The organism is Gluconobacter potus, from assembly GCF_015244705.1.
GTDB classification, from domain to species: domain Bacteria; phylum Pseudomonadota; class Alphaproteobacteria; order Acetobacterales; family Acetobacteraceae; genus Gluconobacter; species Gluconobacter potus.
Genome location: NZ_JABCQF010000002.1, coordinates 104,743 through 118,622, shown reverse-complemented (window position 1 = coordinate 118,622; position 13,880 = coordinate 104,743). Strand labels below are relative to the sequence as shown.

Genomic DNA, 13,880 nt, shown 5'->3' with positions numbered 1-13,880 from the left:
AGGACCGAGGACCATGACCAATTCAGCTTCCACTGCCTCCCGATCCGGCACATTCAGGATCGGTGGCGATCTCGAGATCAACCGGCTTGGTTTTGGCGCCATGCGTATTACGGGGCCGGGGATATGGGGTTCGCCCACTGATCATGATGAGGCCATCCGCACGCTAAGACGTCTTCCCGAACTCGGCGTCAACTTCATCGACACGGCGGATTCCTATGGCCCGGATGTCTCGGAATGGCTGATCCGGGAGGCGCTGCATCCGTATCCCGAGGGGCTCGTGATCGCGACGAAGGGCGGTCTGACCCGTTCCGGACCGGATATCTGGAAGCCGGTCGGGCGGCCGGAATATCTGCTCCAGCAGGTGCACAAAAGCCTGCGCAATCTCGGCGTCGAACAGATCGATCTGTGGCAACTGCACCGGATCGACCCCAAAGTGCCGGCGGACGAGCAGTTCGATGCGATCAGATCCTTCATCGATCAGAAACTGATCCGTCATGCGGGGCTGAGCGAGGTCTCCGTCGATGACATCAAGGCGGCGTCGAAGTTCTTTGACGTGGCAACTGTCCAGAACCGCTACAATCTCGTCGACCGCACCAGTGAGGACGTACTCGATTATTGCGCGGCACAGGACATCGGATTCATCCCGTGGTTTCCACTTGCGGCCGGTGATCTTGCGAAGCCGGGGTCGATCCTGGATGTCATGGCCCGGAAATATGAGGCTCACCCGAGCCAGATCGCACTGGCCTGGATTCTGAAACGCAGCCCAGTGATGCTGCCCATTCCGGGCACGTCCAGGATCGCCCATCTGGAACAGAATGTAGCCGCCGCCGGCATCACACTCTCCGACGAGGACTTCGCGGCCCTGGATGCGGAAGGCCGCAAGGCGTTCCGCTCCACACCGTAGGGGAGCGCTTGCGGAAAGTTACAGCCCCAGCGCCGAAAGGCCGGGATGGTTGTCTGGACGTCTCGTTTCAGACCAGTGGAACAGGCGGCTGGCGGCTGAAATGGGCTGGTCGTTGATGGACGCGGCGCGGTAACGCATCAGCCCGTTTTCATCGAACTCCCAGTTCTCGTTTCCATGGGATCTGAACCACTGCCCGGACACATCCCGCCATTCATACGCAAAGCGCACCGCGATCCGGTTATCCCGAAAAGCCCAGAGTTCCTTGATGAGGCGATACTCCTGTTCGCGCTGCCATTTCCGCGTCAGGAACGTCACGATCTCTTCCCGCCCCAGGATAAAGTCCGAGCGATTGCGCCAATGGCTGTCGGGCGTATAGGCCAGTGACACTTTCTCAGGGTCCTGGGTATTCCAGGCGTCTTCCGCGAGACGGACCTTCTGGACAGCGGTTTCGGCATTGAAGGGGGGGAAAGGGGGTCGGGACATTGGGAAATTCCGCCTCTGGTTCGGAAATGGATCACGGGCTGACCCGGTGCCTGTCAGTGTTTTCCACAAGAGCATTTGACGAAAGGACAATGATCCCTCATTTCAGGCCATGCCCATACGGATCGGTCTCCTGCTTTATCCCAACTTCCAACTGCTCGATGCAGCCGGCGTCACTGCGGCTTTCGAAATCGCCGGGACGCTGGGAGAGGCTGCGTATGAGATGACCCCCCTGTCGCAGCATGGTGGGCTTGTCCGGTCATCTTCCGGCATGGCGCTCGAAACCGTTCCCTTCGCCACAGCGCGGTCCTTCGACACGCTCGTCGTTGTCGGAGGCGAGGGTCATGTAACGGCCATGGACTGTCCGGAGTTGCAGGGTTTTATCCGCCATCACGCCGGTACGGCACGGCGGATCTGCAGCGTGTGTACGGGTGCTTTCCTGCTGGCGGCGGCCGGGCTGCTTGATGGACGTCGGGCAACCACGCACTGGCAACAGGCCGGAGCCCTGAAAGCACGGTTTCCAAAAATCAGGGTCTCGGCAGAGGCCATTCATGTTCAGGATGGTCCGGTCTGGACGTCGGCTGGCATCAGCGCAGGTATTGATATGGCGCTGGCGCTGGTGACCGAAGATCTCGGGGCGGATATCGGACGTCGTACGGCGCAGCAGATGGTGGTGTTCTATCATCGCCCCGGAGGGCAGTCCCAGTTCTCGGCCCTTCTGGAAATGGGCAGCACCCAGGATCGCTTTTCCGGGCTTCTGGGATGGATCCGGTCCAACCTTCAGCAGCGCCTGACCGTGGATGTTCTTGCCAGTCAGGTCGGTATGAGCCCGCGGAATTTTTCACGCAATTTCCGGGGCGCGGTGGGTATGAGTCCCGCCAGAGCCGTCGAGAAACTGCGTCTGGAAGCCGCGCGCGAGCGGGTCGAGCGATCCACACTCCCCATCGAAGCCATTGCCGTCATGACCGGCTTTCATGATCCCGAGCGGATGCGCCGCGCCTTCCTGCGCGAGTTTCACCAGCCGCCTCAGGCTGTCCGGCGGAATGCCGCGGACAATTTAGGCTGAAACACTCTCGCATCGTCAGCGTTCGGCAGAAATCTGCCGACCTTTTGCAAAAAACTTTCGACGAAAATAGTAACCACCCAGCCAATTCTACGTTGCGCTTTAAATGGATTACTTCGACAGCGCCCAAAAGCATGTAATCCGTTATTATATTTATAAAAATAATAACGGAAATCAATAGATCCGAATTTTATTTTCCGAAAATCACAGAAAATACAGCCTACCCGTTCTCCGATGCTTCCTACCTCAAGGACCTGCAGATATGGCCAAGTTTTTCGGAAAAAATTCCCGGGATTCGTTTCGGATTCATTCCGGAAAGATCATCCGCTCTGATCTTTTCAGTGAAGACCGGCTTCTGCAGCATTCCCAGAGCCTGGCGGAAATTCATGGCGATATTCTGCTCGCCACGCAGAACAACATTTTACCGAACCGGCTGAATGACAATGCCAGGGTTCTTCTTGAGGCTAACATCCTTTTATCTCAGGCCTCTGAAAATGGTGAGCAGATTACTCCGGCAGGCGGGTGGCTGATTGATAATTATTACCTGATGGACGCACAGATACAGACCATCCGGTTTGATCTTCCACCGGGATATTACAAAGACCTTCCCGAGCTTTCCAGCGGGCCTTTTGCCGGTCTGCCAAGGGTTTTCGAGATCGCCTGGGCTCTCGTGGCGCATACGGACAGCCATATCGAGCCGAAGACACTCTGCCAGTTCCTGCGCGCCTATCAGGACCGCAGGCCTCTGCTGATCAGGGAGCTCTGGGCCATTCCGACCCAGATCAAGATCGTCCTGATCGAGAATCTCCGGCGGGTGGCGGACAAGATCTGCCAGAATCTTCAGGAACAGAAGGCGGCCAATGCGCTTGCCAATACAGTGTTCCTTGATGCCCAGGCCAGCAATACGAAAATTCTTAAAGCCCTTTCCAGAATCAACACGCAGACACTTGGCCCGGCGTTTCTTGTCCAGTTCGCGCATCGCCTGAAGGGGCACGACCCGCAGAAAGACCCGGCTTTCCTGTGGCTGGAAGGGATATTGCAGGAAAAAGGGACAACTCTGGAGCAGATCGTTCATGAAGAGTTGCAGGAACAGAGCGCCCTGAATGCGACCATCCGCAACATCATCACAAGCATGCGGCTGATCACCACGCTGGACTGGAGCAGTATTTTTGAAAGCATCAGCGCGGTCAGCCAGATCCTATATCGTCATGCCGGCTTTTCGGACATGGATCCTGCGACCCGGAACCTGTACAGCAAGGCCATCGAGGCCCTGGCGAAAGGGTCCGGGCATGCGGAATGTGACATTGCGAACAGGGTGACGGCCCTTGCCGCGATGGCGGCCAATGAGGAAAATCCCGATCCGCGCCGCGCCGATCCGGGTTATTACCTTCTGGCGGAAGGACGACCAGGCTTTGAAGCGGAACTGAAATTCCGCGCCCCGCTGAGGGTCCAGATCGGGCAGATCTGCCGTCGGCTCGGCATCACGGGATACAGCCTGGGCGTTACGTTACTGACGCTTCTTCTGCTGTCAGCCTTCCTGTCCATCATGAACGGCAACCTGTCGGGCCGGGCGGCGTGCGCGCTGATTGTTCTGGGCTTTATTCCAGCCACGGATGCCGTTGTGGCGGGTGTGAACCGCTTCCTGATGTGGGCCATCAGGGTCTCGGAACTTCCTGCGCTGGAACTCAAGGACGGCGTTCCCGCGAATCTGCGGACCATGGTTGTCGTCCCGACCCTTCTGACGAAGCGTTCCTCCATTCTGGAAATGGTGAACCGCCTGGAGAAGCATTATCTTTCCAGCCGGGATGGCGAGATCTATTTCGCCCTTCTGACGGACTGGACGGACTCATCCACGGAAAGCCGGAAAGGTGATCAGGACCTGCTGGCAGTGGCGAGGCGGGAAGTCGCCCGCCTGAACCAGACTTATGGCGCGGGTCCTGCGGGGACGCGATTTCTGCTCCTGCATCGCAGGCGGCAGTGGAGTGCCAGCGAAGAGAAATGGATCGGGTGGGAGCGCAAGCGCGGCAAGCTACATGAACTGAACCGGCTGCTCCGCGGCGCGACGGATACCAGTTTTTTCAGCCTGTCCGGGCAGAATATTCCGCAGGATGTCCGATATGTCGTGACGGTAGATTCCGACACACGGCTGCCGCATGAGGTTGTCAGGCGTCTCGTCGGGAAAATCGCCCATCCACTCAATAATGCGCAGTTCGATCCGAACGAAGGGCGCGTCACGGAGGGCTATGCGGTTCTTCAGCCGCGTGTCACGCCCTCTCTGCCGGAAGCACGGCAGAGCACCCTGTTCCAGAGGGTTTTCTCAAGCCCCAACGGGATAGAGCCTTACACGGCGGCCGTCTCCGACCTGTATCAGGACATGTTTGCCGAGGGGTCCTTTGCCGGAAAAGGCATTTACGAGATCGACACGTTCGAAGCGGCACTGGCGGGGCGCGTTCCCGATGGGACGCTCCTGAGCCACGATCTGTTCGAAGGCGTTTTTGCCCGGGCCGGTCTGGTGACGGATATCGAGGTCATCGAGGAATATCCAACCGATTATCTGGTTTCGGTTACGCGCCTCAACCGCTGGGTCCGCGGGGACTGGCAGCTTCTGCCGTGGATTTTCTCATGGATGGGCCGTTTGCCGACCATCCGGATCAAAACCAACCCACTCACGGGAATTGCGCGCTGGAAGATGCTGGACAATCTGCGCCGCAGCCTTTCGGCCCCCATGGCCATCGGAGCGCTCTTCGCAGGCTGGTTCCTCGGGTTTCATAATGCCCTGGTGTGGAGCCTGTGCATTGTCTCGACCCTCGTCATTCCGGCTTCCCTGCCGCTTCTGGTGGATATTATCCGGCGCAGACGCGGGGAGACGTTCCGCAGCTATTTTTCCCTTCTGACGGTCGATCTTCAGCGCACGGCCCTGACCACGGCGCTGTGCTTCGCGTTTCTGGCCGATCAGGCCTGCCTTGCGGGCGATGCAATCAGCCGGACACTGGCCCGCGTTTTCGTGACCCGCAAGCATCTTCTGCAATGGGTTACGGCAGCCCAGGCAGCCGAAGCGCCGCGCGAGCAGATCCAGGGCTATTTCCGCCAGATGAGTGGAGCCGTCCTGATCGGCCTGCTGACAGCAGGCGTCATGGTTGTATCGGCTCCCTGGGTCTGGCTCGTCATTCTGCCTTTTGCGCTGGCCTGGTGCCTGTCGCCGGCGATTGCGTGGAAAGCCAGCCAGTACCGCGCTTCCGCCCGCAGGCTTGAGGCGACCGAGGCCGAGACCGTTTTCATGCGCATGCAGGCCCGGCGCACATGGCGGTATTTCGAGACATTCGTCTCTGCCGCCGATCACATGCTGCCGCCAGACAATTTCCAGGAGACCCCTGCCCCGCTCGTCGCGCACCGGACATCCCCGACCAATATGGGGCTTTATCTTCTGTCCGTTGTTGCGGCCTGCGATTTCGGCTGGATCGGCGTGGCGGATGCCACATCGCGTCTGAGCGCCACGCTCGGGACCATGGCGCAGCTTCCACGGTTCAGGGGACATTTCTATAACTGGTACAGTACTGCCGATCTTTCCCCGCTGCCGCCCGTTTATGTGTCCACCGTCGATAGTGGCAATCTGGCCGGCCATCTGATCACGCTGGCCTGCGCCTGCGAAGAATGGATCCAGAAAGGCCGGAAATCCGACACCTGGCGGGAGGGTGTGCGTGACGCCCTGAACCTCGCACTCGAACAGGCCACATCGGGCAGCGATGTCTTCCGTTCCTCGGAACTCGCGCAGCTCATAGAGACTGTTCTTCAGGACATGAAGGACGGCCATGCCAGCCAGCTCACGCTCGCCTACAGGGTGCAGATGCTGGTCGGTCAGGCCGAAGAACTTGTGCATCTCCTGCACAGGCGGGCCACGGCAGGACGCGCAGGGCAGGACATCTCTGCCACGGGTGCGGAGAACCTTCTTTTCTGGCTGCATGCGGCGCAGGACTGCATCCAGAGTGAACGCAAGGATCTCGAAAGCAGTCCCCTGCTCCATGACGAACTCCACAGGATTGCACAGAGCGCGAGAAACATGGCGCTGGAGATGGAGTTCGGCTTTCTCCGGAACACCGATCGAAAGCTGCTTTCCATCGGCTATGTCGTCAATGAGGGCACGCTGGATGAGAACTGCTACGACCTGCTGGCGTCGGAAGCCCGGCTTGCTGTCTTCTTTGCCATCGCGAAAGGCGACATTCCGGCCTGGGAATGGTTCCGTCTGGGACGGCCACTGGCCACTGTGGCGCATGGAGAGGCTCTGGTCTCGTGGTCGGGGTCCATGTTCGAATACCTCATGCCGTCCCTGATCATGGCCGCGCCTTTTGACAGCCTTCTGGAAGAGACGAGCCGGCAGATTGTCCGGCGTCAGATCGAATACGGGCAGTTCTGCGGTGTGCCCTGGGGGATTTCGGAATCCGCCTATAATGCGCGGGATCTGGATTATAATTACCAGTATTCCGATTTTGGTGTTCCGGGCCTTGGGATGAAACGGGGGCTGGCGCAGAATCTGGTCATTGCGCCTTATGCCACGGCGCTGGCCACCATGGTGGATGCGCATCTGGCCACGGAGAACTTCAAGGCCCTGCAGGCTGCCGGAGCGCAGGGGAGCTACGGATTTTATGAGGCGCTGGACTATACGAAAGCGCGGCTGCAGCCGAACCAGACCGTTGCGGTCATTCATTCCTACATGGCCCATCATCAGGGCATGTCCATCCTCGCCATAGCGGATACGGTCCTGAAAGGGCTTATGCGCTCCCGCTTTCATGCGGAGCCCATGATCGGGGCGACGGAGCTGCTGCTTCAGGAGCGCGCGCCAACAGGCGGCGTCATTACGACACCGCTGAAAGAAGAAGAGACCGCGCCTGCTGCGCTGACCATCCAGTTGCAGTCCGGCGGACGTCATCTTCGCACGGCCGATACGAACACGCCTGTCACGCATCTTCTTTCAAACGGGCGTTACAGCGTGATGCTGACGGCAGCCGGGTCCGGGTACAGCAAATGGGGGGATCAGGCGGTGACGCGATGGCGCCGGGATTCCACTCTCGATAACTGGGGGAGCTATATCTACCTCCAGCGCGCCGGGAGCCCTCACGTCTGGACGGCGGGGTTACAGCCTTCCGGCGTTGAAGCCGAAAGCTGCGATATCGAGTTCCTGGAAGATCGCGCGACCTATACGCGGCAGGACAACAGGCTGACGACGACGCTGGAAGTCCTCGTTTCGGCCGAGGACGACGCCGAGCTTCGTCGCATCTCGGTCCGGAATTCCGGCACGGCCGCAGTGGAAGTTTATGTCACGTCCTATGTGGAACTCGCCCTGTGCCCGCCGGGGATGGACATCAGCCATCCGGCCTTTGCCAAGATGTTTGTGCAGACGGAATATCTTCCCGCCTGCAAGGCGATCATTGCCACGCGGCGCAAAAGAAATCCGTCCGATCCGGAGATCTGGGCCGCGCATCTGGTTGTGGGCGGCAGCGAGCTTTCGATTGAAACCGATCGCTCGCGGTTCATCGGGCGTGGCCGGGATCTGCGGGATCCGATTGCCGTTACGGGGACCGGGCCGCTTTCGGGATCAACCGGAACGGTTCTGGATCCTGTTTTCTCCGCACGCTGCAAGCTGACACTTCCTGCGCGTTCCACGCGGCATGTTTCATTCTGGACGATCGTGGCCTCAACCCGCGAAGCCCTCATGCAGAGCATCGTGCGCCATCAGAATGACGCGGATCTCGATCGTGCGCTGACCCTTGCCTGGACGCATGCCCAGGTTCATCTGCGGCATCTCGACATCCAGCCCGTCCAAGCGGATTTGTTCCAGCAGCTTGCGGGATATCTCCTGTTTCCGGGACCGGCCCTGCGCGCATCGGCTGCCCGCATCAAACGCGGGGCGGGCAAACAGGCGGATCTGTGGGGACAGGGAATTTCCGGCGATCTGCCGATCCTGCTGCTGGTCATTGCCGAAAGCGAGGATTTCGACCTCGCGCGAAGCATTCTCACGGCCCATGACTATCTGAGCTTCAAGGGGCTGGCTTTTGATCTCGTTATTCTGAACGACCATTCGGCGTCTTATGCGCAGGATCTGCAGCACGCTCTTGAAGCCCTGGTCCGCTCTTCCGGGCAGCCGGGAAGCGTGCGTCTCCTGCGTGGGACGCTCATGCCGGAAACGGTCAGGGAGCTTCTGTTCTCGGTGGCCTGCGTCGTTCTGACGGGCAAGGGTGGGAACCTGCAACATCAGATCACCCGGCTCGAAATGAAGCAGCGCTCGAAAGCCGTGCAGGCCGTCCAGCGTCCCTGCCGTCCCTACCACGGAGCACAGGAAACGCCTGAACTGCCTGTGTTGGAACTGGCGAACGGATATGGTGGCTTTACGTCTGACGGGCAGGAATATGCCGTCATCATCCGGGGCAGGACCCGCACTCCTGCGCCCTGGGTCAATGTCGTTTCCAGCCCTCATTTCGGTTTTCAGGTCTCTGCGGAAGGCAGCGGTTATACCTGGTCCGAAAACAGCAAGGAGAACCAGCTGACCCCCTGGTCCAATGATCCGGTCGTCAACCCGACCGGAGAGGCGTTTTACCTGTGCGATGAGGAGAGCCGGCAGTTCTGGTCCCCGGTGGCCGCCGTATGCCCGGACGACAATGCCGTTTATGTCTGCCGGCACGGGCGCGGATACAGCCGGTTCGAGCGCAACGCCAACGAAATTGTCTCGAGCCTGCTGCACTATGTGCCGCCTGAAGATCCCATCCGGATTTCCAGACTGAAACTGACCAATACATCCTCGCGCGCCCGGACCCTGAGGGTCACGACCTATACCGAATGGGTGCTCGGACAGTCCCGCAGCACAACGGCACCCTTTGTTTTCACGGAGCAGGACCCGGAATCCAGCGCGCTGTTCGTCAGGAACAGATGGGGCGAGACGTTTGGCGAGCAGGTCGCCTTTGCGGATCTGGCCGGTCAGCAGACGTCCAGCACAGATGACCGGTGCACGTTCATTGGTCCGAACGGCACCCTTTCCGCCCCCAGAGCCATTATCCGGGGTGGACCGCTTGAGGGCATTATCGGGGCCGGCGTTGATCCCTGTGCCGCATTGCAGACTGTCGTCACGCTTGAAGCCGGGGAAAGCGCCGAAATCCTTTTCCTGCTGGGTCAGGGACGGAATGCCGAACACGCCCGCCAGCTAATCCGGCAGTACAGAGCGGCAGATCTCGATGCCGTTCTGGAGGCTGTCCATCGCAGATGGGAGACGATCACGAAAACCGTGCAGGTCCAGACGCCGGACCGCGCCATGGATATCATGCTCAATGGCTGGCTGCTGTATCAGTCCCTGTCCAGCCGTATCTGGGCCCGGGCGGGTTTCTATCAGGCCAGTGGCGCCTATGGATTCCGGGATCAGTTGCAGGACGGAATGTCTCTCGTTCTGGCGGCTCCGCAGCTGGTCCGGGAGCATCTGCTCCGGGCGGCATCCCGGCAGTTTCCGGAAGGAGACGTGCAACACTGGTGGCTCCCCCAGAAGGGGAATGGTGTTCGCACGAGGATTTCGGATGACTGTGCCTGGCTCGCCTATACCGTCGCGCAATATGTCCGTGTCAGTGGGGATGCGGCGGTGCTGGATGAGGAAATACCCTTCCTCAGCGCGCCTGTCCTGGCGGATGGGGAGCATGAGCGCTTTCTCCAGCCGGAAGTTACGGACGATACGGCCTCTCTTTATACGCACTGCATTCTTGCGCTCGATCATAGTCTGCAGAGAGGTGCCCATGGCCTTCCGCTGATGGGAACCGGCGACTGGAATGACGGCATGAACCGTGTTGGCGAAGCCGGAAAAGGGGAAAGCATCTGGCTGGGATGGTTCACGCATGCGGCATTGTCAGCGTTCCTTCCCCTTGCCCGCGCACGACAGGACACTGAACATGTCGAGAAGTGGACCCGCGTTATGGCGGAGCTTGAAACCGCTCTGGAAGCCGCGTGGGATGGTGCGTGGTATCTGCGGGCGTATTTCGATGACGGAAGCCCTCTGGGCAGTCACGCCAACAGTGAAGGGCGCATCGATGCCATTGCCCAGTCATGGGCCGTGATTTCAGCGGCAGGCTCTCCCGATCGTGCGCGGCAGGCCATGCGATCCGTTCAGGAACAGCTTGTTGATCTGAAACAAGAGATCATCATGGTCCTGACGCCCCCGTTCAATGTTTCAGAGCCGGACCCCGGCTATATCCGAGGCTACCCGCCCGGCATTCGGGAAAATGGCGGCCAGTACACGCACGCGGCCCTCTGGACGGTTATGGCGACCGCTCTGCTCGGAGAGGGCGATGCAGCGCATGAGATGTTCTCGACACTCAATCCGATTCATCATTCCCGCGATCGGGAGGCGGCAGACCGTTACAAGGTCGAACCCTATGCGGTTGTTGCAGATGTTTACTCTTCCAGCCCGCATGTCGGGCGGGGTGGCTGGTCCTGGTACACAGGATCGGCAGGATGGATGCAGCGCATCGGAGTTGAGACGTTGCTGGGGATACAGATTGAAAAAAACCAGCTGTTGATGAACCCGCGCATTCCTGCGGGATGGCCCGCATATGAAGTGCGCCTGCGCTGGAAAACGTCAGAATATCACATCCGGATAGAAAACCCCGACCATGTCTGCCAGGGAGATCTCTTCATGCAGGTTGACGATGCGCTCGTTGCATTAACCCGGCCGATCGATATGGAAAATGACGGCCTGACCCATCGTGTAAATGTCGTAATCAAAGGATCGAAAGGTCTCGATCCGGCAGGTTCATAACGATTTGGAAACGAGATCAGAAAGTGAGCTCAAGAGTCATGACTTCAAAGGACGCAAAGCGGATCACGACGGGAGTATCGGCATCCAGGGCTACGGGGGCAGTAGATTTCGCCCAGAGCGGATGAACGCTGTAATGCGTGAGAGCATCGTCGGGCAGTTCAAATGCCTAGGTTCTGTTGACAAAGGACGGTAGCCACAGTTTTACGACTGCGGGGTTAAGAAGGGCGAAGAACGATTTTCTTGTCTTGTCATAGCGTGTGGCGATACGGCGAAACTGCTTCAGCTTGTTGAACATCCGCTCGATACGGTTGCGATCCCGATAGCGACGGAAGTCGCAGGGGATATCCTCTGTGCGCTTTGAACGCGGCGGGATGACAGGAAGAATGCCTCGAAAAAGCAGGTTCTCCCGTATCCTGTCACTATCATATCCCCTATCGGCCAGAAGTCGGCGCGGTGTCACGACCGACAGGTCCATCAGGGCATCAGCGCCGGAGTAGTCAGAAATTTCACCGCCCGTCAGTTCAAAGCCAAGAGGGCGTCCCTGACCGTCAGCGCGGGCGTGGATCTTGCTCGTAAAGCTGCCGCGGCTTCGACCAAAGCCTTCCTTATGTGTCCCCCTTTTGCGCCAGCAGCCTGGCTGTGAGCCCGAACGACCGGGCTGTCGATCATGTGCTGCCAGTCATCGGTCAGGCCAAGTTCGACCAGCGTTTCCAGCAGGGCGTCCCAGACACCCTGCTCTGCCCATCGACGGAACCGGACATAGACCGAGTTCCATTTTCCGTAGCGCTCATGCATGTCCCGCCACGGGCAACCGACGCGCAGCACATAAAGCATTCCGTTGAGAAACAGACGGTTATCCTGTGCTGGCCGGGACCAGCGGCCACGCTCAGGCGGCAGAAGGTCCTAGCCCCGAAAGGCCTGCTTCCTCCATCTACAGCCAATCCTTTTGACAAATAATAAAATTAGTTACGAATCATTTGTTGTGATATTTGGAATATATATTTTTTTGTCTCATAAGACAGAATATGGTTTGACATTCGTATCATATATTTGCCTCAATATAAGAGCGGGACCCCGGGTTCACCGCTTCCGATTGCGGTCGGTTCAGCATTTCCAAGTCGTCATCCGGCACAAGGCCGTACGAGAAAGGTTGAGCGATGAATGTCAGGGATCTCGAATATTTCATTTCTGTAGCGGAATGTGGGTCATTCTCTCGTGCGTCTGTTCAGTTAGGGCGCCCTCAACCAGTGCTCAGCCGTCATATTCGTGAGCTGGAGACTGAACTGCGAGTTCCGCTTCTTTATCGAAATGGTCGAGGCGTCGTCATGACGCAGGCGGGGGAACGCCTCAAGCAGCTTGGCGCCACGATCATTCGCCAGATCCAGGAAGCACAGAACCAGATTCGCCACCTTTCACCGGACCACCTGGACTCTGCTGCCATCGGAATGCCTGCGAGCGTCAGCGCCATTCTGCTCCCCCCCCTCGCCCGTGCCCTGCGCGACGCCCATGCGGATGCCGAACTCCGCTTTCTCGACGGCTGTAACGGCGATCTGCTGAACAGCCTGAATGCCGGTTCGCTGAATGTCGCGCTGCTTTACGATGCGCCAGGACTTGCTCATCCCAATCTGGAAGCCGTGCTTTCGCAACCCCTTTATCTCATTGAGGCTTGTCCTGCCGGGCTGGAAACATCAGACATCAATGCGACGATCGAGGCCGCTGAACTGGCCAGAATCCCGCTAGTTTTACCTGGGAAACGCCATGGCCTGCGGCAGATCGTCACCACATGGGCCAACCGGAATGCGCTTGATCTGACTGTACAATGCGAATGTGATTCCTATTCTTCCATGCTCCAGGTGGTTTCATCCGGCATGGCAGCGACCCTTCTGCCGGCAGCATCTCTGAAACGCGAAATTCTCTCCGGCTATTTTCGGTGCCGACTGATCACGAAACCCGCACTCTACCGCACCATCGCACTCGCAGCGTCCCAGAGCCGCCCGGTCAACGCCGGACTTGTCACCCAGATCAAGAAAATGATCGAAACTGTTCGGGACGATTTTCTCTGGCCCCAACTTCCCGGGAACACACAGCCAAACATACGGGCCATCCCGGCGTCTTCCCTGAATGGTGCTTTACAGGCAGCGGAAGAGATCGTTCTCTGAGGCCATTCAGGACGAATGGCCTCCCCCTCCTGCCGTCAGACCGAAATCCTGAGATATTCCTGCGGCTGTTTCGAAACACCGCGGATTGCCGTGACTTCAAATTCCACCTTCAAATCATCGCGCGCCAGAGGTGTGCAGGCCATTGTCGCGGCCGGATCAATCCCCTTGAAAACCTCTCCCAGAACCAGAGCCACGGGAGCCATGTTCGCACGATCCGGAACATGGGTGATGATTCGCACCACATCGGCGAGAGACGATCCCACCGCATTCAGTGCCCCCTCGATCGTCTGAAGCGCACGCCGGGCCTGGACCGCGACGTCAGGCGAGATTTCCCGCGTTCTGTAATCAACACCTGCCGTATTGGCGACGAAAAGCATGTCACCGACTGCCACCAGTCGCGAATAGCTGTTGCGCTCTTCGTACATGCTTCCTGATTTGACCTTGATGATATCCGGCATCTGTCTTTCTCCGAGAAAGGAAGAGATCTCA

At 58.8% G+C, this 13,880-nt stretch carries 6 protein-coding genes and 1 pseudogene; 4 read left to right on the top strand and 3 right to left on the bottom strand.

The genetic code is table 11. The features are described from left to right. The first annotated feature begins 13 nt into the window (after positions 1-13). Complete coding sequence (locus HKD31_RS04615; RefSeq protein WP_194264374.1) at positions 14-904, top strand: aldo/keto reductase; 891 nt, start codon at positions 14-16, stop codon at positions 902-904. An 18-nt stretch (positions 905-922) separates the two neighbouring features. Here the strand turns inward: HKD31_RS04615 and HKD31_RS04610 are convergent, their stop codons facing one another. Next, positions 923-1,387, bottom strand: coding sequence for a nuclear transport factor 2 family protein (locus tag HKD31_RS04610; protein WP_194264375.1), 465 nt, complete (start codon positions 1,385-1,387; stop codon positions 923-925). 109 nt (positions 1,388-1,496) lie between these two features. On the opposite strand from HKD31_RS04610, the gene HKD31_RS04605 reads away from it, so the two are divergent. Together HKD31_RS04605 and HKD31_RS04600 are read left to right on the top strand one after the other, a co-directional pair. Beyond that, the gene (locus tag HKD31_RS04605) at positions 1,497-2,450 is read left to right on the top strand and encodes a GlxA family transcriptional regulator (protein ID WP_194264376.1); all 954 of its coding nucleotides are present in this window, start codon (positions 1,497-1,499) and stop codon (positions 2,448-2,450) included. A 259-nt stretch (positions 2,451-2,709) separates the two neighbouring features. Then, positions 2,710-11,232, top strand: coding sequence for a GH36-type glycosyl hydrolase domain-containing protein (locus HKD31_RS04600; protein WP_194264377.1), 8,523 nt, complete (start codon positions 2,710-2,712; stop codon positions 11,230-11,232). A 169-nt stretch (positions 11,233-11,401) separates the two neighbouring features. Here the strand turns inward: HKD31_RS04600 and HKD31_RS04595 are convergent. Further along, positions 11,402-12,120 (bottom strand): annotated as a pseudogene (locus HKD31_RS04595) (transposase); the annotation flags it as partial. 269 nt (positions 12,121-12,389) lie between these two features. Between HKD31_RS04595 and HKD31_RS04590 the strand changes: the two are divergent. Continuing rightward, entirely contained in the window at positions 12,390-13,391 is a 1,002-nt protein-coding gene (locus HKD31_RS04590) for a LysR family transcriptional regulator (RefSeq protein WP_081107218.1), read from the top strand. Between the two features lie 35 nt (positions 13,392-13,426). On the opposite strand, the gene HKD31_RS04585 is transcribed toward HKD31_RS04590, so the two are convergent. Next, a complete protein-coding gene (locus tag HKD31_RS04585) occupies positions 13,427-13,849 on the bottom strand; it encodes a RidA family protein (protein WP_194264378.1) in 423 nt (140 codons plus the stop codon). Positions 13,850-13,880 lie beyond the last annotated feature (31 nt).